This is a genomic window from Bacteroides sp. AM10-21B, assembly GCF_003472565.1.
Taxonomy (GTDB): domain Bacteria; phylum Bacteroidota; class Bacteroidia; order Bacteroidales; family Bacteroidaceae; genus Bacteroides; species Bacteroides propionicigenes.
In genome coordinates this window covers 81,301-99,631 of the sequence record NZ_QRME01000007.1, presented here as the reverse complement: position 1 = coordinate 99,631, position 18,331 = coordinate 81,301, and the positions used below count along the sequence as shown (strand labels likewise).

Below are 18,331 nucleotides of genomic sequence, written 5' to 3'. Positions count from 1 at the left end.
AGAATGACATTTGAGTTACAGTATACAGACAGTAAGACGAATGCGCGTGCAGGTTTGATTACCACTGACCACGGGCAGATTGAGACTCCTATCTTTATGCCGGTAGGTACGTTGGGAACCGTAAAAGGCGTGCATTTAACGGAATTGAAGGAAGATATAAAAGCGCAGATTATATTAGGAAATACTTATCATCTTTATTTGCGTCCGGGATTGGATGTTATCGAGAAGGCCGGCGGGTTGCATAAGTTCAATGGTTTTGATCGTCCGATGCTGACCGATAGCGGCGGTTTCCAAGTCTTTTCATTGGCAGGTATTCGCAAACTGCGCGAAGAAGGCGCAGAGTTCCGTTCGCATATTGACGGAAGCAAGCACATCTTCACTCCGGAAAAGGTAATGGACATTGAACGTACTATTGGAGCAGACATCATGATGGCATTTGATGAATGTACTCCGGGCGATGCGGAATATGCCTATGCCAAGAAGTCGATGGAAATGACGCACCGTTGGCTGGACCGTTGTATTACGCGATTCAATGAAACAGAACCCAAGTACGGTTATCATCAGGCACTTTTCCCTATCGTACAGGGGTGTATCTATCCTGACCTTCGTAAACGGTCGGCAGAGTTTATAGCTTCTAAAGGAGCCGAGGGCAATGCAATCGGCGGTCTGGCTGTGGGCGAACCTACGGAGAAGATGTACGAAATGATAGAGTTGGTGAATGAGATTCTTCCGAAAGACAAACCCCGTTATCTGATGGGTGTAGGTACGCCTGTAAATATACTGGAAGGCATCGAGCGCGGAGTTGATATGTTCGATTGCGTGATGCCTACACGCAATGGACGTAACGGCATGCTGTTCACCAAAGACGGTATCATCAATATGCGTAACAAGAAATGGGAAACCGACTTCTCTCCTATTGAAACCGATGGCGCGTCTTATGTAGATACATTATATAGTAAAGCCTACCTGCGCCATCTGTTCCACGCACAGGAGTTGCTGGCCATGCAGATTGCTTCCATTCATAATTTGGCGTTTTACCTTTGGCTTGCCGGTGAAGCTCGCAAGCATATTATCGCCGGTGATTTCTCTACATGGAAGCCGATGATGGTACAACGTGTATCGACAAGATTATGAGAAAGATTGGCTGGAAGATATTGAAAAACATAAAACTGCCTGTTGGAAAAAACAAATTCCTCAAGCGGCTGGACTGGTACATCATCAAGAAGTTCCTTGGAACATATGTGTTTGCCATAGCCCTGATAATCTCTATTGCCGTAGTATTCGACTTTAATGAAAAAATGGACCGCTTTATGTCTCATGAAGCACCATGGAATGCTATTATTTTCGATTACTACATGAACTTCATCCCCTACTTTGCCAATCTGTTCAGTCCGCTGTTCGTATTTATTGCAGTAATCTTCTTCACTTCCAAACTGGCAGAGAATTCGGAGATTATCGCAATGTTTTCTACGGGAATGAGTTTTAAGCGTATGTTGCGTCCTTATATGGTGTCGGCGGCTATTATTGCGGTAACGACTTTCTGTCTCGGCTCGTACGTAATACCTAAGGGCAGCGTTACGCGACTTAACTTTGAGGATAAATACTATAAACCACGTAAATCTACCACAGCCCGTAATATTCAGTTGGAAGTAGATTCGGGAGTAATTGCTTATATAGAGCGTTTTGAGGATTACAGCAAGACGGGATATCGCTTTTCACTTGATAAGTTCAAGGACAAGCAGCTGGTGTCTCATCTTACCGCACGCAGTATTACGTACGATACGGCGGCAGTGCATAAATGGAAAGTGAAAGACTATATGATTCGTGAAATGGACGGTATGCGTGAAAGTATCGTCAAAGGAGAGAAAATGGACACCGTACTTTTTATGGAGCCTGCCGATTTCCTCATCATGAAGAACCAGCAGGAAATGCTTACCAGTCCTCAGCTGAGCGAGTACATAGACAGGCAGCGGCAGCGTGGTTTTGCCAACATCAAAGAGTTTGAAATAGAATACCATAAACGTATTGCCATGTCTTTTGCTTCATTCATTCTGACGCTGATTGGTGTATCACTTTCTTCGAAAAAGACAAAAGGCGGTATGGGATTGCATTTGGGTATAGGCCTGGGATTAAGTTTCTCATACATTCTGTTTCAAACGATAGCCTCTACATTTGCGGTGAATGGTAATGTGCCGCCTTTTATTGCGGTATGGATACCGAACTTGCTTTATGCTGTCATAGCATTCTATCTGTATAAGAAAGCACCGAAATAAACAACAGGAAAAATGCCGCTGAAATAAAAGATTATAAAAAATAAGAAGCCGTCCCGCTCTTGTGTTTCCACAAGTGCGGGACGGCTTTTTTGTTGTATTCATTTTCCTCTTTTGTTTTGTTCTTCTTTCTGTCAGGCGGGTAGACCGTCTGTTTATCAGAAGAATCCCCACTTTCTTCTTACAGGTTCTTTAATCCCTTCGTTGCCATGTGCACTGAAGCGCTTAATTCAAGTAAGCTGAAAGCTCTGCAGCAGAGATGTTTTTGGCAATAATCACACCATTTTCATCTAATAAATAGTTAGTAAATCCGCGGCCTAAACGATATTTTTTAAATAAGCCGGAGGACTCGCCTTTAGTTTCCACGAAACAAGTGGGCGTAACTATTTGGTCCTTACGAACGGTTTCCTTAAAAATAGATTGATACTCATCGAATGAGACGGAAACCATTTCCACATTTTCATTGCGGGAAGCGGAACGGAGCACATTGCTCAAACTTGCGTTTTGCATCCGGGAGTGCGCGTCATAACTTGCCCAAAAGCTAAGCAATACATATTTGCCTTTCATGTCTGAAAGTTCAGCTAACGATTGCTCGGCAGACATAGATTGGATTTTAAAATCCGGGGCTATGTCACCCACATTCAAACCGCCGGTCGGTTTGTCTTTTTCTACAAAAGAAGTCAAGGAACCAATTAGTAATACAACAAAAATCCATTTTACATATTTCATGTAACACGATTTTGGTTAATACTATCCGGGACTGTCCTTTCTGGCAGTGATTTCTTCCCGGAACGTCATCTTCTCAGACCTTGCAATGAGAGGAATTCATTGATACTCAAAGCCTTTAATTCTGAAATCGGGTGCAAAGGTAAGTAATTCTTAAAGTAACTTCCAAATAAACAAGCAAATTTCTCACTTTTTTAATGCACTTTTTTATGTTATTTAGCATAAAAGGCGAGAATTTTCCTTACTTTTGTAGCTTGTTATTCTATTAATAGACAACTCTTATGCAACCATTAAGTACAGAACTTATTCTTATCCGCGTAACAGGTGAAGACCGTCCGGGACTGACGGCGTCGGTTACAGAAATTCTTGCCAAGTATGATGCAACCATTCTCGACATCGGGCAGGCTGACATTCATAATACTTTGTCACTGGGCATTCTATGTAAAACAGAGGAACAGCATTCCGGATTTATAATGAAAGAATTGCTTTTCAAGGCATCGTCTTTAGGTGTGACCATTCGTTTCTATCCTATTACAGCGAAAGAATATGAAAACTGGGTGAGCATGCAGGGCAAGAACCGCTATATTCTTACTTTGCTCGGACGTAAGTTGTCTGCCCGTCAGATTTCCGCAGTTACCCGTATTCTGGCAGAACAAGGTATGAATATTGATGCCATCAAGCGCCTTACGGGGCGTATTCCATTGGATGAGTGTGATACAAAGACACGCGCTTGTATTGAGTTTTCTGTGCGCGGTACTCCCAAAGACCGTATTGCCATGCAGGAGCAGCTGATGAAGTTGGCAAGCGAACTGGAAATGGACTTCTCATTTCAGCTGGACAATATGTATCGCCGTATGCGCCGCCTTATTTGTTTTGATATGGACTCTACATTAATAGAGACTGAGGTTATTGATGAATTGGCACTGCGTGCGGGAGTTGGAGAACAGGTTAAGGCTATTACGGAACGTGCCATGCGGGGAGAAATAGACTTTACGGAGAGTTTCCGCGAACGGGTGGCGTTATTGAAAGGCTTGGATGAATCTGTAATGCAAGAGATTGCTGAAAAACTGCCTATTACGGAAGGTGTTGACCGCTTGATGTATGTCTTAAAAAAATATGGCTACAAGATTGCCATTCTTTCAGGCGGTTTCACATATTTCGGGCATTATCTTCAACAGAAATACGGTATAGACTATGTATATGCCAATGAACTGGAAATAGAAAATGGTAAACTGACCGGGCGTTATCTCGGTGATGTAGTGGACGGCAAGCGTAAAGCGGAGCTGTTGCGCCTGATAGCACAAGTTGAGAAAGTAGATATTGCACAGACCATTGCGGTGGGTGACGGAGCAAATGACTTACCGATGTTGGGTATAGCTGGATTGGGTATTGCTTTCCATGCCAAGCCTAAGGTTGTGGCGAACGCCAAGCAGTCCATTAATACTATCGGTTTGGACGGAGTGCTTTATTTTCTGGGATTCAAAGATTCTTATATAGATATTCCGCGATAAAATTAATTCATAAGCTTCTGCGATAATTAATTATCATAGGAGCTTATTTTTTAAGCGAGCTTTATTTTGTTCTACTTTCTGTTTGCATTATCTTTGTAACAAATAAAAGAAATACATGAAGTTTTCTGAACTAAAATTAAACGACAACGTGCTTGAAGCACTGGATGCAATGCGTTTTGACGAGTGCACCCCCATACAAGAAGAATCAATACCAGTTATACTCGAAGGCCGGGACTTGATAGCTGTTGCACAAACCGGAACCGGAAAAACTGCCGCGTATCTGTTGCCCATATTAAACAGACTTTCTGAAGGCGGGCATCCCGAGGATTCCATCAACTGTATAGTAATGGCCCCTACACGGGAACTGGCGCAACAGATAGACCAGCAAATGGAGGGGTTCTCCTATTTCATGCCGGTGAGCAGTGTGGCTGTATACGGCGGTAATGACGGAGTGCTCTTCGAGCAGCAGAAAAGAGGTTTGACTTTGGGCGCAGATGTAGTAATCGCCACTCCGGGACGTCTGATAGCGCATCTCAGTCTGGGATATGTAGACCTTTCACGTGTCTCCTACTTCATTCTGGACGAAGCAGACCGTATGCTGGACATGGGATTCTATGATGACATTATGCAGATTGTGAAATTTTTGCCTAAGGAACATCAGACCATTATGTTCTCGGCTACAATGCCGGCGAAGATACAACAGTTGGCAAAGAGCATTCTAAATAATCCCGCAGAGGTGAAGCTCGCAGTTTCCAAACCTGCCGAAAAGATAGTACAGGCTGCATATGTATGTTATGAGAACCAAAAGCTGGGTATTATCCGTAACCTTTTTTCAGAGCAGACCCCCGAACGTGTCATTATCTTTGCATCTTCCAAATTGAAAGTAAAAGAGGTTACTAAAGCGCTAAAACAGATGAATCTGAATGTTGGAGAGATGCATTCGGATCTTGAACAGGCGCAGCGTGAGGAGGTAATGTATGAGTTTAAAGCCGGACGAATCAATATTCTGGTAGCCACCGATATTGTGGCACGCGGTATTGATATCGATGATATTCGTTTGGTTATCAATTATGATGTACCACATGACAGTGAAGATTATGTGCATCGCATCGGACGTACGGCACGTGCCAATAATGATGGCGTCGCTCTTACTTTTGTCAATGAAAAGGAACAGACTAATTTCAAGAGTATAGAGAACTTCTTGGAAAAAGAAATCTATAAAATACCTGTGCCGGAGGAGTTGGGAGAAGCTCCTGAATACAAACCGCGTTTCAACGACGGACGCAAGCATAATTACAAAGGCAGCGGACGCCGGAATAATGGAAACAACAGAAACAGTAAAAGTGGCAATCGGAATGATAATAGACGAAGAGAAGATAAACGGACTCCTCAAGCAAAGAAACAAGAATAAAAAAAGCGGAATTTATTCCGCTTTTTTTATGTTCAGTCGGTTATCGAATCCGATTGTTATATTTGCCAGGCTATATACAGAACTTTCCGGTACGCGTAAGGTTGCCTGATATTGGTAGCCCTTATTGTTTACTCCCATAAAATTCATATCGGCAAGAATCATTTGGGTTAGAATCTCTTCAGGAAAGATATCGGCAAACATCTTTTTGGTAATGTCTTTACCGTACAACATCCGCTTACCCTCATATACGCAGATATGTATAACATTGTCATAGTAAACATTATCCACACTAATTCCCCCCTCTGAGTAAGATGAACGGATAACTTTCATCTTTGAGGGGTTGATGTATACATATCCCCGATAACGTGTACCTTTATACGTCACTACACTATCCTTCTTCACAACTTCCGTAGTGGGTATTACTTCCACTTCCTTATTATCAAAAGCAAGTATGTCCTCAAGGTTTTCAGATTTATGTAGTTTCACAATCTCATCTGCCAATGAGTGGAACCAGAAACTGTATTCACTCTGCCTGTCGATTTTGTAGGCTATGGTATTACTGCCATACACATATATAGTATCGCGTATAATCTTAAATGATACGGGGATATTTTGAGGGTCGGCATAGTATATGGTGTCTCCTTCTATCCGCATCAGAGGCAGTTCGGTTTCGTCATCTATCCAAACTCCTTGAAGCATGGCTTTGGCCGTAGAGTCCTCTTCTGCCATTTTTTGTTCCTTACTATTACCACATGCAGCCAACGCTATGACGCAACATAACTCTATTACGAGTCTTTTCATGTCTATCTTCCTCCTTTATTTACCGATACAGCGATAGGTAAATCCAAGTTCTTCTATTTCTTTCTTTTCGTAGATATTACGACCATCCAGCAACACCGGGGTTTTCATTGTCTTTTTGATGACAGCCCATGACGGCAAGCGAAATTCTTTCCATTCCGTTACCAGCATCAAAGCATCTGCATCCAGTGCAGCATCGTACATATCAGTAGCATAGTAAACACTGTCACCTATTCTGCGGCGGCATTCCGTCATGGCAGCCGGATCGTACGCACGTACTTTACAGCCTGCATTCAACAACTTATTTATCAGAATTAAGGAAGGTGCTTCGCGCATATCGTCAGTTTCCGGTTTGAACGCCAATCCCCATAAGGCAATCGTCTTATCGTTCAAGTCGCCATTGAAGTGCCGTTGCAGCTTTTCGAACAATATACTTTTCTGTTTCTCATTCACTTCCTCTACTGCTTGGAGTACGCGCATCTGATAGCCACTCTGTTCGGCAGTCTTGATTAATGCCTTTACATCTTTTGGAAAGCATGAACCGCCATATCCAATGCCCGGATAAAGGAATTTGCGACCGATACGCGTATCGGAACCGATACCGCTGCGCACCATATTGACGTCAGCCCCTACCAATTCGCACAGATTGGCAATATCGTTCATGAAGCTGATACGGGTGGCGAGCATGGAGTTAGCCGCGTATTTTGTCATTTCGGCGGAAGGAATATCCATGAAGATAACACGGAAGTTGTTCAGCAAGAACGGTTTGTAGAGTTTGCTCATTAGCTTCTTTGCACGTTCGGATTCAACTCCTACTACAACTCGGTCGGGACTCATGAAGTCTGCCACAGCATTGCCCTCTTTCAAAAATTCGGGATTGGATGCAACATCGAACTCCATTTGCACTCCCCGCTTATCCAGTTCTTCCTGAATAGTTGCACGTACTTTCCTGGCGGTTCCCACCGGAACGGTACTCTTGGTTACTACCAGTACATATTTTTCCATATTGCGCCCAATGGTACGTGCCACTTCAAGTACATAACTCAAATCGGCGCTGCCATCTTCATCGGGTGGAGTTCCCACAGCGCTAAATATGACATCTACCTCATTCAAGCAACTTTCCAAAGAAGTGGTGAATTGCAGACGTCCTGCTTTTGCGTTTCGGTTTACCATTTCTTCCAGTCCGTTTTCATAGATTGGAATAATTCCCTGTTTCAACGCTTCTATTTTTTCGCTGTTTGTATCAACGCAAATTACATTGACACCGATTTCCGCAAAACAAGTACCGGTTACTAAACCGACATACCCTGTACCGACAATGGCTATTTTCATATCTTATTCAAAATATTCCGCATCTTTGAACGATACGGCATGACCGTCTTTCTCCGACAATAAGAGCTGCGATTCAGCAACCGGCCAATCAATGCCTACGGTTTCGTCATTGAAACGAACAGACGCTTCCGCTTGCGGGGCATAGCCGTTATCTACTTTATAGGTAAAGATAGCCTCTTCGCTCAATACCAAGAAACCGTGGGCAAAGCCACGGGGTATGAAGAATTGCCGTTTGTTGTCTTCGCTCAATTCCACACTGACATATTTGCCGAATGTAGGAGAAGATTTGCGTAAATCAACCGCAACGTCCAATACCTTACCTTTAATGACACGTACTAATTTAGCCTGGCTGTACTCACCTTTCTGATAATGCAACCCGCGCAATACACCGAAAGAAGATTTTGATTCGTTGTCCTGTACAAAGTGTACATCACCGATATGGGTACGGAATTCTTCTTCCTTAAACGCTTCCATAAAGTAGCCGCGTGCGTCATTGAACACTTTCGGTTCAATAACCCATACACCGTCAATTTCTGTTTGTATGTAGTTCATTGCTTTAGAATGATTTATGTATCTTTAATTGAAAACCAAAATTATCTCCATATATCTCTCCCATATCCAAGGCGAGAGATGCGTTAAAGTTCCAGCCTTTCCATCTTTCGGGAGAATAAGAGAACGAGGCGTATGCTGAAAAGTTCTCCAAAATATCCAGTGTAGGAGCACCCGGAGCTCCCCACGTCCTGTTATGGCTCATCTTGGCAATATAGCTCCATTCCGGACTTATCTGTCCGCTCCAGCCGATGTGCAACGCTTTTACACGGTTATATTTGAAAGCCATATATCCGTCCTCATTATAAATAGGTGAGGCAATCAAAGGATTGGCTATCATCATACCCCAATGTGCCCAGCCCGGATAAAGGCCGTTATTGTAATAATTGTCGCTTCCTCCTGTTTTGTGCACAGGACCTTCCTCGGGTTCGTGCAGGCCATGCAGCGGACCACTCATGTTGGTAGTCTGCAAATATTCAAAGACCACTGCATTGATAGGCTTGAAATTATTGAAACTCATTTCAATTCCCCACAGACCATCCCAGCCGTTTTGCTTACCCATAGCAGAGAAGTCGTCAAAGTGGTTGCACAAATATGCGCTGATTGAGAATTTGTCGGCACGGTGAGTCAGTCTTATTTGTTCGCTGCCCAAGAAGTTGCCTTGATAGAACTGACTGTCATTGCCGGGTTTGTCCTCACCGGCGGAACCCGGAATAAATACTCTGAAATAATCTTTCAGTGTGTTTCCTAAATCGGTGCTGCTGCCGTCTGCATTCATCATATGTCCGCCAAATTGCGTATCAAGCGTCATGCCGATGTCAAACTGCCACTTTCCGTTAGGTACTCCCACACGGATAAATCCTTCTTTGTGATGATATTTGATGTCTTTCGTATACCAATATCCCGCCCCTACTTTACGTTCCTGATACTTATTGTCAGTGAACCAGCCGTAAGAGATTTCGCCTTTTATGGCAAGGCGCGGAAGTATGTAAAGGTATTCGGGGATGCCTGCCATTATTTGGGGAATGGGTCTTGCATTGCCCGACCATGTCATGTCGCCACTGCTTAAAGCATTGTTCAGCAATGGAGCGCCTTTCTCACGACTTCCGGCAAAAAGTCCCAACCATTTGTAGCGTACATCTATATATGCCTGTTGGATGAATATATCCTTATCGCCTTTAAAATTCATCCCGACAGCTGCTACCATATCCAGCTTTTCCTCAAATTTCCACTTGCCCAGCTGGTGCTTGTAGCCTACTCCGCCCCGTACATAAGTATTGTCATAAATGGAGCCGAGCCCTTGCTGGTTGCTCACTTGCCACAGAGGAGTGTAATCTCCTGTATGTACGGTGGCTCCGTATTCAACGAAAGGAGAAACCTGTGCGGTTGCCATGTTGCTTCCTATAAAAATAAAAGCCAATAAACAGATAGGGATACGCATGATAGTGGATAGTCTATATCTGGTTAAGTGCTGACAGTAATCCGTGTTCATTTCAAAATATATAATATAGTTTATAGTCTTAATTAAAGGAGACGTAGAAAACGCTGCAAAAGTAGGAAAAAAATCTAATATATCAGCCATAGCCGATAAAGGAGTTTCCAAAGTTTGCTGTGTTTATAAGTTGTTAATAAGAAAAACGCGGCGAAAGTGGTGTATCTCCGATAAAACCGCTACTTTTGTAGCATGATTGAATTAGCACAACATATAGAAGTATTGTTATTGGAGAATGATTGTGTCATTGTTCCGGACTTGGGAGGATTTGTTGCTCACTATACTCCGGCAATGAGAGCTGTGGAGGAAAATACATTTTTACCCCCTACCCGTATCATCGGTTTCAATCCGCAGTTGAAGATGAATGACGGGCTGCTGGTGCAATCCTATATGGCTGTGTACGGTACGGACTTTTCCGATGCTACCAAGATTGTGGACAAATCGGTGGAAGAGTTACTGGCTCTGCTCCACGAAGACGGGAAGGTAGACTTGCCGAATGTCGGCGAGTTACGCTATTCCATTCATGATACATATGATTTTGTTCCATACGATAATAAGATTACTACTCCTTACTTATATGGTCTCGATAGTTTTGAGATGCAGGAACTGGCTGCCATAAGCAAGCCTTATGAGGACAAGGTTATTCCTTTCGTACCGGTTGTCAGGGAAGAAAAGAAGCGTAAGTACGAGATTCGTATCAATCCCTCTTATCTGACGAATGCAGTTGCCATGATTGCCATTGTGGCTCTGTTCTTCTTCCTTTCCACGCCCATAGAGAATACGGAAGTGGTGAAAGCCAACTATGCGCAGTTGCTCCCCGGCGAGTTATTCGAGCAGATAGAAAAACAATCGCTGGTTATAACTCCGATTGTTGTCCATCCCAAAGCCGGAGACAAGAAGGTAGAAGCCGCCCGGACTAACTTGCCGCAGTCCGCAAGCAAGAAAGTCACAGTTCCTGTTGCCGTAAAAGAGATAAAGGTTAGCCGGCAGCCGGTCGCTCCTATTCAGCCTGATACAGAGACTGCAACCGCTATTCCTGCCGCTCAGCCCGCAAGGACGCCTTACCACATCATCATAGCCAGCGTAGGCACCGAAAAAGATGCCAATGCCATGGCACAACAGCTGGTCGTCAAAGGACATACAGGTGCTAAAGCAATTATCGGTGACGGCAAGATGCGTGTCAGCATTCAGTCATGCGCCACAGAGAAAGAAGCCTATCGCGCTTTAAATAAGATTCGTCAGGATGAAGCATTTCAGAATGCCTGGGTGCTGAAAAGATAACTTTTCTCCGTGATGAACTATTAATAATCAACTATCCAATCTATCCAATGAAACGTATCCGCTGCCCCAAATGTGAGAACTATCTGACTTTTGATGAAACAAAATACACCGAAGGTCAGTCCTTGGTGTTTGTATGCGAGAACTGCAAGAAGCAATTCAGCATACGTTTGGGCAAAACGAAAATGAAAGCTCCGCAGAAAGAAGAGAATCCGGATGAGACTGAATATAAAGAGGCTTTCGGTAGTATTACAGTCATTGAGAACGTTTTTGGCTTTAAGCAAGTACTGCCCTTGCAAGAGGGAGATAATAAGATTGGCCGTCGTTGTGTAGGGACTGTTATCAATGTTCCGATAGAAACTTCGGATATGAGCATGGACCGCAATCATTGTGTGATTAATGTAAAGCGTAATAAGCAAGGCAAATTTATTTACACGTTGCGTGATGCCCCGAGCCTGACAGGTACTTTTCTGAATAATGAGATTTTGGGAGATAAAGACCGCGTCCGCATTGAGGACGGGGCTATTGTGACTATCGGCGCCACTACCTTTATTCTTCGGACGGCAGAGTAAATAAGTTGCCTTCTCGGTTTACCCACCAATAGCGTATAAACAATACTCCGGTAAAGATAAGTGCAAGTGAAAGCCCGGTATAAAAGACCGAAATAAATGCGTCCGGCAACCAATGGAACGAGCGCATCGTAATGCCGAACGTTATCATAAAGACCATTACAATCCAACCTTTTACATCAAAGAAAGAGAAAGGACAGTTCTTCTCTTTCTTTTTTTGTTCGATACGTTTGGTATGTTTGTAATAGAGCTTCTTGAATACCAGCAAAAAGAACAGAAGAAACACAACCGTGGCCTCGCCTATCTTGAACAACCAATATTGTGAATCCGTCAGCCACGTTACTATCCCTATCCTAAGGATATTGGCTCCGGCGGCAATCCATACGACTCCGGCGGTGACAAGCAATACTTTTCTGTTTACTCCGTATTTCATATTTCTATTTTGGGTTGTTCTGCTGATATAGGGAACAAATATAGGAAAAATATGTTCGCAAATCGCATTGTGTACCTTGCTGTTTATCAGATATATGTATGTACCAAAAAGTTTCCTCCTTTGGTACGTCCCGTACCTCAGCGTGGTACGGTCTGTACCTTACTGTGGTACGACGTGTACCATAGTAAGGTACAAGACGTACCATCGGTTGGTATTCCTTGTACCAACCGACGGAAATTGAACTATCATACGGGAGAAAATCGACGGTTCCGTAGGGGGATTCCGGCGGGAATGCCTACCAGTCGTATTCTTCGGTGTATCGGTCGAAAACAACTTCCTCTTTCCAACCATGCTTCCTGCATACTTGGCGGATGCACTCCTGCTGCTTCGGGGTGAGTCCCAACTTCTGATTACGGTACCGGTAATAGGGAGAATGGCTGAAAATGGCTTCCAGATTGAGATGGACAGCGCGGGCAATACGTGCGGGCATATCATCATAAAGATTCTTGAAGCCCCATGCCACTCGTATTTTCTTGTTTGTACGAAAATGCGGGCACTCTTTTCCCGCTTCCGGATAACAGAGGGGATTGATAACGGACAGTCGGATGTTTTCCGCTGTATTGTATTGTGTCATACTGTGTCGCAGGCAGTTTTCGGCTTTTGGGCATTGGTCGTTGAAACACAATGTGTATTGGGCTACTTGTTTGTTGAAGTCGGTGTTGCTTTCCATTCTTTTGTTCGGATTTTAATGAATATGTATTGTCCGGTAAAGGTACATGAAAAATATCGGTTAGGCATCACATAGGTACTGTTATATTCAGTGTGGCAGGCATAAAAAAACAGGGTAAAACCGCAGTCTTACCCTGTTTCTTTTCATAATATCGGTCCTTGTTTAGAGAATGCCTTTTACCGTTTCCAGCATACCCTTTTCCTGAATGGAGTTCAAGAAGCCGGTAACCATATCCGTCAAGCCCGGAATGGTATTCAAATCTCCGTGCTCGCCCCAGATAAGGTCTTTGGCAGCCAATACGCCTTCCGCTACCTTGCGGGTGTCGCCTGTTGCCCAAAGGTCTTTCAGCAGTTGCATGATTTCGGGAGCGTCGTTCGGAGTGATTTCCGCACCGTCGGCACGCACACCACCCTTATAATAGGTGATGATGGCGGCAAGGCCAAGCACCAGTCCCTTCGGAAGTTCGCCTTTGCGTTCCAAGTAAGTCTTTAAGCCCGGCAGGTCGCGGGTTTGATATTTCGGGAAGGAGTTCAGCATGATGCTGGTCACCTGATGCTCTACGTAGGGGTTGTCAAAGCGTTCCAATACATCGGCTGCGAACTTCTTCAGTTCTTCGATAGGCAGGTTCAGTGTCTGCATCAATTCGTCAAACTGTACTTTGCGGACATACTTGCCTATAACAGGGTGGTTGCAAGCGTCGCGTACGATGTTTACGCCGCTAAGGTAAGCCACCGGAGAAAGTACGGTGTGAGGACCGTTCAGCAGGGTAACCTTTCTTTCGTGGTACGGAGCCTCAGACTTCACAAAGAGCACATTCAGTCCTGCCTTGTTTGCAGGGAATTCTTCTGCCAACTGGCGGAGAGAGAGGTTCTCGGCAGCTTCGATAACCCACAGATGGAAGATTTCGGCCTGTACAACCAAGTTGTCGGCATAACAGATTTTCTTCTGAATCTGCGCAATCTCCTTACGCGGGAAGCCCGGAACGATGCGGTCTACCAAAGTGGCGCATACATAACAATACTTTGTAAACCAAGTCTTGAACTTCTCATAATCTGCACCGAAGTCGTCTTTCCACAGTTCGATGTATTGGTAGATACATTCTTTCAAATGGTGTCCGTTCAGGAAGATTAATTCGCAAGGCATGATGATAAGACCTTTGTTCTTGTCGCCCTTGAAAGTCTTGAAACGACGATATAATAATTGGGTCAGCTTGCCCGGATAGGAAGATGCGGGAGCGTCGCTGAACTTGCAATTCGGGTCGAAGGCGATGCCGGCTTCCGTTGTATTGGATATTACGAAACGTATTTCGGGCTGGTCGGCAAGCGCCATGAAGGCTGCATTCTGAGAGTATGGATTCAATGCGCGGCTGATGCAGTCGATACGCGTCAGACTATTGACAGCTTCACCGTTCAGGCGGCCTTGCAGATTGACGTGGTAGAGACAATCCTGACCATTCAGCCATTCTGCCATACCTCTTTCTATGGGCTGAACCACTACAACACTGCTGTTGAAGTCGGTCTTCTGATTCATGTTGTAAACAATCCAGTCTACAAATGCACGAAGGAAGTTACCTTCACCGAATTGAATGATTCGCTCGGGAGCAACGGACTTGGGAGCCGTCTGTTTGTTTAATGCTTTCATCTTAAAAATGATTTTAATAATAAGTTATGGATTATGATTTATAATTTATGGTGTTTGGGGACTATTCAAACTCAAAGTAAAAGTCTATGTTCTCTTTCATAAGGATGTCAATAGGCATATACTTTACAGCCGTAACCGGCTTCTTGAACACGATGTGATTGCATAATGCCTTGACACCGCAATAACCTTGCAGTCCCGGTCGCTGCCCGATAAGGTAATTTACTTCGCCGCTTTTCAAATATTCCACATTCTTTTGAAGTAAGTCATAACCTACCAGCGCATTCATTTTTTGTTTCTTCTTTTGCAGATAGCTTGCTACCTGATATACGCGGGAGTTGAATACGGCTCCTAAGACCGCTTTGGGATGTTCTGCAAAGAAAGTGTCTAATAATTCCTCATTGGAGTTATTATTTTCCTTGTGAAGAATGATATCGTGTATAGTCAGATTATCGTGCTCGGTTGCAAGATATTGCATAAAACCCTCCAGACGGCGTTGCATTTGCACCTCAGCCGGACTGTTCTTTTGATTATTCAGGAAAAGTACGATTTCTTGCCCTTCTTGATAACGACGCATCAATATTTTGGCAGCAATATATCCGCTGATTTTTGAATTCTGACCGATATAGCATAATGCATGGGTTTCTTCCATGTTGAAGTCGATGAAGGCATAAGGAATCTTTTTGTTTTCCAGATAGGATGTCAGTTTCAAAGTGTCGTCCTGAAAGTTCGGAGCAATCAACACCGCGTCAACAGGCTCGGTTTGAAGCTGTGCACATGCTTTTTCATAAGAAGTTTTATCCGCATGGTTGTAATACAGGTAATCTATCCCGACGTTGAACGGACGCAATTCCTGTGCGGCACGGTCTATGCCTTGCGCTACGGAGTGCCAATAATCATGCTCTATATAATAAGGTATAATGCAAACTATATGATAACGCTTTTTGGCAGCCAGTCCTATGGCAAACATGTTAGGATGATAATCTATTTCATCAAGAACCTTCTGGACCTTTTCTCTACTCGCGCGGGATACATCGCCCCGGTTATGGAGCACGCGGTCTACAGTTCCGGCAGATACACCCGCCATGCGTGCAATGTCTTTTATCGTATAATTCTTGTTTTCCATATTCTCCCTACCCTAAGGCGTTTAAAGGTCCTACGTTCAAAACTTAAATATTATAAATTATTTGCCGCAAAGATACGAATTATTTTGTTTCTCCAAGTAAAATTTCTACTTTTGTGTTCGATAACGGTTAATAAAAGTAAAAAGCCTTATCAAGCCTATTAGCTTTACAATCAATACTATATAGGTGTAATAATAGGAAAGTAATTTTTTTAGATACTTAAAACACAAGAAGATGAAAAACTTTATGGACGAAAACTTCCTGTTGCAGACAGAAACCGCACAGAAGTTGTACCACGAACATGCGGCTAAAATGCCGATTATCGATTATCACTGTCACTTAATTCCACAAATGGTAGCAGACGATTACCGGTTCAAATCACTGACGGAAATCTGGTTGGGTGGCGACCACTACAAATGGCGTGCTATGCGTACCAATGGTGTGGACGAGCGTTTCTGCACCGGTAAGGACACCACCGATTGGGAAAAGTTTGAAAAATGGGCGGAGACCGTACCCTATACTTTCCGTAATCCTTTGTATCACTGGACGCATTTGGAGTTGAAGACAGCATTCGGTATTGATAAGATTTTGAATCCTAAAACTGCACGTGAAATCTACGACGAATGTAACGAGAAGCTGAAACAGCCGGAATATTCGGCTCGCGGTATGATGCGCCGTTATCATGTAGAAGCGGTCTGCACTACGGACGATCCTGTTGACTCACTGGAATATCACATCAAGACCCGTGAAAGCGGTTTTGAAGTTAAGATGTTGCCTACTTGGCGTCCCGACAAGGCTATGGCGGTGGAAGTTCCTGCAGATTTTCGCGCATATGTAGAGAAGTTGGCGGAAGTAAGCGGTGTAACCATCTCTACTTTCGATGATATGATTACAGCTTTGCGTAAACGTCACGACTTCTTTGCCGCTCAGGGATGTAAGCTGTCCGACCACGGTATCGAAGAGTTCTATGCGGAAGACTATACGGATGCGGAAATCAAAGCAATCTTTAATAAGGTGTACGGCGGTGCAGAGCTGACTAAGGAAGAAATCCTGAAGTTCAAGTCGGCTATGCTGGTTGCGTTCGGTGAAATGGATTGGGAAAAAGGTTGGACACAGCAATTCCATTATGGAGCTATCCGTAACAATAATAGCAAGATGTTCAAGTTGCTCGGTCCTGACACCGGCTTCGATTCTATCGGCGAGTTTACTACAGCCAAAGCAATGGCTAAATTCCTCGACCGACTGAATTCGGAAGGCAAACTGACCAAGACTATTCTGTACAACCTGAATCCGTGCGCCAATGAAGTAATCGCTACTATGCTGGGTAACTTCCAGGACGGTACGATTGCCGGCAAGATTCAGTTCGGTTCCGGCTGGTGGTTCCTCGACCAGAAAGACGGTATGGAGAAACAGATGAATGCCCTTTCCGTACTTGGTTTGCTGAGCCGTTTTGTCGGTATGCTGACAGATTCACGTTCCTTCCTGTCCTATCCGCGCCACGAATATTTCCGTCGTACGTTGTGTAATCTCGTAGGTCGTGATGTAGAAAACGGTGAAATTCCTGTTTCTGAAATGGAACGCGTTAATCAGATGATTGAAGATATCAGTTATTACAACGCTAAGAAGTTCTTCCAGTTCTAAGACAAGGAAGAGATATTCTAAATCAGCCCTTCCATGCTTGCAGTAAAGTATCAAGTATGGAAGGGCTTTTCATTCATACTGCTAAAATCAGGCTTATACGCTCTGAGTGACAGATACCTTATAAGAGATATTCTGCTATGTCTTTGATGTTCTTTAATTGGATAAAGTTGGGATTTGTAATGTCTCCTTCATGGGCCTCATGCTGCCAAGTGATATGATGAGGTATGTGGGCGGCATACCCTCCCAACTCCAGTACCGGCAGTATATCCGATTTTATGGAATTTCCCAGCATCAAGAATTTCTGTGGGCGGCATTTCATCGTGTCAAGGAGTTTTTGGTAATCGGACTTCTTCTTGTCGCTCATTATTTCAATATGGCAGAAATATTTCATCAGTCCCGACCCCATAACCTTTCTTCTTTGGTCGAACAAATCTCCTTTGGTTGCCAATATCAGTTTGTATCTTCCTTGCAATTGGAGCAACACGTCTTCCACTCCATCCAAAAGCGTCACAGGTCTTTGCAAAAGTTCCTGCCCCTGTTTGATGATTTCTTCTACACAATGTATGTTTTTTTGTCCATCGGTGATTCGGCATACGGTTTCAATCATGCTGAGCATCATACTTTTCAAGCCGTATCCATACATATGCAGGTTTTTCATTTCCGTTTCAAACAGTTCTTGTGAGACTGCTTCCGAGGGCTGATATGTTTTTAGCAGATTACAGAACTTGTGCTCAAACTCTTGAAAATAAAGCTCGTTTTCCCAAAGAGTATCGTCCGCATCGAATGCCACGACTTCTATTTTGTCTTTCATACGTTGCCTGTTTTATTG

17 protein-coding genes are annotated in these 18,331 nt (G+C 43.8%); 7 read left to right on the top strand and 10 right to left on the bottom strand.

Going from position 1 to position 18,331, the window contains the following annotated elements; genetic code table 11:
- The first annotated feature begins 3 nt into the window (after positions 1-3).
- Both tgt and DW121_RS10725 read left to right on the top strand, forming a co-directional pair.
- The gene (gene tgt, locus DW121_RS10730) at positions 4-1,134 is read left to right on the top strand and encodes a tRNA guanosine(34) transglycosylase Tgt (RefSeq protein ID WP_117710202.1); all 1,131 of its coding nucleotides are present in this window, start codon (positions 4-6) and stop codon (positions 1,132-1,134) included.
- Complete coding sequence (locus tag DW121_RS10725) at positions 1,131-2,273, top strand: LptF/LptG family permease (protein ID WP_117710203.1); 1,143 nt, start codon at positions 1,131-1,133, stop codon at positions 2,271-2,273. The genes tgt and DW121_RS10725 overlap by 4 nt, the downstream gene beginning before the upstream one ends.
- A gap of 222 nt (positions 2,274-2,495) precedes the next feature.
- Here the strand turns inward: DW121_RS10725 and DW121_RS10720 are convergent, their stop codons facing one another.
- Positions 2,496-2,999: a thioredoxin-like domain-containing protein gene (locus tag DW121_RS10720; RefSeq protein WP_118323746.1), complete on the bottom strand. Its 504-nt coding sequence runs from the start codon at positions 2,997-2,999 to the stop codon at positions 2,496-2,498.
- Positions 3,000-3,277: 278 nt separating this feature from the next.
- Here DW121_RS10720 and serB point away from each other — a divergent pair, with 278 nt between their 5' ends.
- Both serB and DW121_RS10705 read left to right on the top strand, forming a co-directional pair.
- Positions 3,278-4,507 (top strand): phosphoserine phosphatase SerB, encoded by a 1,230-nt coding sequence (serB, locus tag DW121_RS10710; protein ID WP_117710205.1) that lies wholly within the window; start codon positions 3,278-3,280, stop codon positions 4,505-4,507.
- A 115-nt stretch (positions 4,508-4,622) separates the two neighbouring features.
- The gene (locus DW121_RS10705) at positions 4,623-5,918 is read left to right on the top strand and encodes a DEAD/DEAH box helicase (RefSeq protein WP_118323745.1); all 1,296 of its coding nucleotides are present in this window, start codon (positions 4,623-4,625) and stop codon (positions 5,916-5,918) included.
- Between the two features lie 12 nt (positions 5,919-5,930).
- Here the strand turns inward: DW121_RS10705 and DW121_RS10700 are convergent, their stop codons facing one another.
- From DW121_RS10700 to DW121_RS10685, 4 genes are read right to left on the bottom strand one after another with little or no spacing between them, the layout of a single operon-like run.
- A complete protein-coding gene (locus DW121_RS10700; protein WP_118323744.1) occupies positions 5,931-6,719 on the bottom strand; it encodes a DUF4738 domain-containing protein in 789 nt (262 codons plus the stop codon).
- Positions 6,720-6,734: 15 nt separating this feature from the next.
- Positions 6,735-8,048: a UDP-glucose dehydrogenase family protein gene (locus DW121_RS10695; RefSeq protein WP_117710208.1), complete on the bottom strand. Its 1,314-nt coding sequence runs from the start codon at positions 8,046-8,048 to the stop codon at positions 6,735-6,737.
- A gap of 3 nt (positions 8,049-8,051) precedes the next feature.
- Positions 8,052-8,600 (bottom strand): dTDP-4-dehydrorhamnose 3,5-epimerase, encoded by a 549-nt coding sequence (gene rfbC / locus DW121_RS10690; protein ID WP_117710209.1) that lies wholly within the window; start codon positions 8,598-8,600, stop codon positions 8,052-8,054.
- A gap of 4 nt (positions 8,601-8,604) precedes the next feature.
- Positions 8,605-10,038: a capsule assembly Wzi family protein gene (locus tag DW121_RS10685; RefSeq protein ID WP_118323743.1), complete on the bottom strand. Its 1,434-nt coding sequence runs from the start codon at positions 10,036-10,038 to the stop codon at positions 8,605-8,607.
- Positions 10,039-10,281: 243 nt separating this feature from the next.
- Here DW121_RS10685 and DW121_RS10680 point away from each other — a divergent pair, with 243 nt between their 5' ends.
- Both DW121_RS10680 and DW121_RS10675 read left to right on the top strand, forming a co-directional pair.
- Positions 10,282-11,370, top strand: a complete 1,089-nt coding sequence (locus DW121_RS10680; protein WP_118323742.1) for an SPOR domain-containing protein — start codon at positions 10,282-10,284, stop codon at positions 11,368-11,370.
- A 47-nt stretch (positions 11,371-11,417) separates the two neighbouring features.
- A complete protein-coding gene (locus DW121_RS10675; RefSeq protein WP_118323741.1) occupies positions 11,418-11,939 on the top strand; it encodes an FHA domain-containing protein in 522 nt (173 codons plus the stop codon).
- Here DW121_RS10675 and DW121_RS10670 read toward each other — a convergent pair.
- The 4 genes from DW121_RS10670 to DW121_RS10655 all read right to left on the bottom strand — a co-directional run bounded on the left by DW121_RS10670 (position 11,917) and on the right by DW121_RS10655 (position 15,863).
- Complete coding sequence (locus tag DW121_RS10670) at positions 11,917-12,369, bottom strand: hypothetical protein (protein WP_117710213.1); 453 nt, start codon at positions 12,367-12,369, stop codon at positions 11,917-11,919. The genes DW121_RS10675 and DW121_RS10670 overlap by 23 nt on opposite strands.
- A 295-nt stretch (positions 12,370-12,664) precedes the next feature.
- Positions 12,665-13,099: a DUF6078 family protein gene (locus DW121_RS10665; protein WP_117710214.1), complete on the bottom strand. Its 435-nt coding sequence runs from the start codon at positions 13,097-13,099 to the stop codon at positions 12,665-12,667.
- A gap of 162 nt (positions 13,100-13,261) precedes the next feature.
- The gene (locus tag DW121_RS10660) at positions 13,262-14,740 is read right to left on the bottom strand and encodes a tagaturonate reductase (RefSeq protein ID WP_118323740.1); all 1,479 of its coding nucleotides are present in this window, start codon (positions 14,738-14,740) and stop codon (positions 13,262-13,264) included.
- A 61-nt stretch (positions 14,741-14,801) separates the two neighbouring features.
- Entirely contained in the window at positions 14,802-15,863 is a 1,062-nt protein-coding gene (locus DW121_RS10655; RefSeq protein WP_117710216.1) for a substrate-binding domain-containing protein, read from the bottom strand.
- Between the two features lie 232 nt (positions 15,864-16,095).
- Between DW121_RS10655 and uxaC the strand changes: the two genes are divergently transcribed.
- Positions 16,096-17,502 (top strand): glucuronate isomerase, encoded by a 1,407-nt coding sequence (gene uxaC / locus DW121_RS10650; protein ID WP_117710217.1) that lies wholly within the window; start codon positions 16,096-16,098, stop codon positions 17,500-17,502.
- Positions 17,503-17,620: 118 nt separating this feature from the next.
- Here uxaC and DW121_RS10645 read toward each other — a convergent pair whose 3' ends face one another.
- Positions 17,621-18,313 (bottom strand): HAD family hydrolase, encoded by a 693-nt coding sequence (locus DW121_RS10645; protein ID WP_117710218.1) that lies wholly within the window; start codon positions 18,311-18,313, stop codon positions 17,621-17,623.
- Between the last annotated feature and the right edge of the window lie 18 nt (positions 18,314-18,331).

Excerpts from the sequence above, each read along its gene's own strand:
- DW121_RS10655 (WP_117710216.1), bottom strand. The coding sequence starts at position 15,863 with ATGGAAAACAAGAATTATACGATAAAAGACATTGCACGCATGGCGGGT.
- DW121_RS10665 (WP_117710214.1), bottom strand. The coding sequence starts at position 13,099 with ATGGAAAGCAACACCGACTTCAACAAACAAGTAGCCCAATACACATTG.
- tgt (WP_117710202.1), top strand. The coding sequence starts at position 4 with ATGACATTTGAGTTACAGTATACAGACAGTAAGACGAATGCGCGTGCA.
- DW121_RS10725 (WP_117710203.1), top strand. The coding sequence starts at position 1,131 with ATGAGAAAGATTGGCTGGAAGATATTGAAAAACATAAAACTGCCTGTT.
- DW121_RS10685 (WP_118323743.1), bottom strand. The coding sequence starts at position 10,038 with ATGCGTATCCCTATCTGTTTATTGGCTTTTATTTTTATAGGAAGCAAC.
- DW121_RS10670 (WP_117710213.1), bottom strand. The coding sequence starts at position 12,369 with ATGAAATACGGAGTAAACAGAAAAGTATTGCTTGTCACCGCCGGAGTC.
- DW121_RS10645 (WP_117710218.1), bottom strand. The coding sequence starts at position 18,313 with ATGAAAGACAAAATAGAAGTCGTGGCATTCGATGCGGACGATACTCTT.
- DW121_RS10720 (WP_118323746.1), bottom strand. The coding sequence starts at position 2,999 with ATGAAATATGTAAAATGGATTTTTGTTGTATTACTAATTGGTTCCTTG.
- serB (WP_117710205.1), top strand. The coding sequence starts at position 3,278 with ATGCAACCATTAAGTACAGAACTTATTCTTATCCGCGTAACAGGTGAA.
- rfbC (WP_117710209.1), bottom strand. The coding sequence starts at position 8,600 with ATGAACTACATACAAACAGAAATTGACGGTGTATGGGTTATTGAACCG.
- DW121_RS10705 (WP_118323745.1), top strand. The coding sequence starts at position 4,623 with ATGAAGTTTTCTGAACTAAAATTAAACGACAACGTGCTTGAAGCACTG.
- DW121_RS10660 (WP_118323740.1), bottom strand. The coding sequence starts at position 14,740 with ATGAAAGCATTAAACAAACAGACGGCTCCCAAGTCCGTTGCTCCCGAG.
- DW121_RS10680 (WP_118323742.1), top strand. The coding sequence starts at position 10,282 with ATGATTGAATTAGCACAACATATAGAAGTATTGTTATTGGAGAATGAT.
- DW121_RS10675 (WP_118323741.1), top strand. The coding sequence starts at position 11,418 with ATGAAACGTATCCGCTGCCCCAAATGTGAGAACTATCTGACTTTTGAT.
- DW121_RS10700 (WP_118323744.1), bottom strand. The coding sequence starts at position 6,719 with ATGAAAAGACTCGTAATAGAGTTATGTTGCGTCATAGCGTTGGCTGCA.
- uxaC (WP_117710217.1), top strand. The coding sequence starts at position 16,096 with ATGAAAAACTTTATGGACGAAAACTTCCTGTTGCAGACAGAAACCGCA.
- DW121_RS10695 (WP_117710208.1), bottom strand. The coding sequence starts at position 8,048 with ATGAAAATAGCCATTGTCGGTACAGGGTATGTCGGTTTAGTAACCGGT.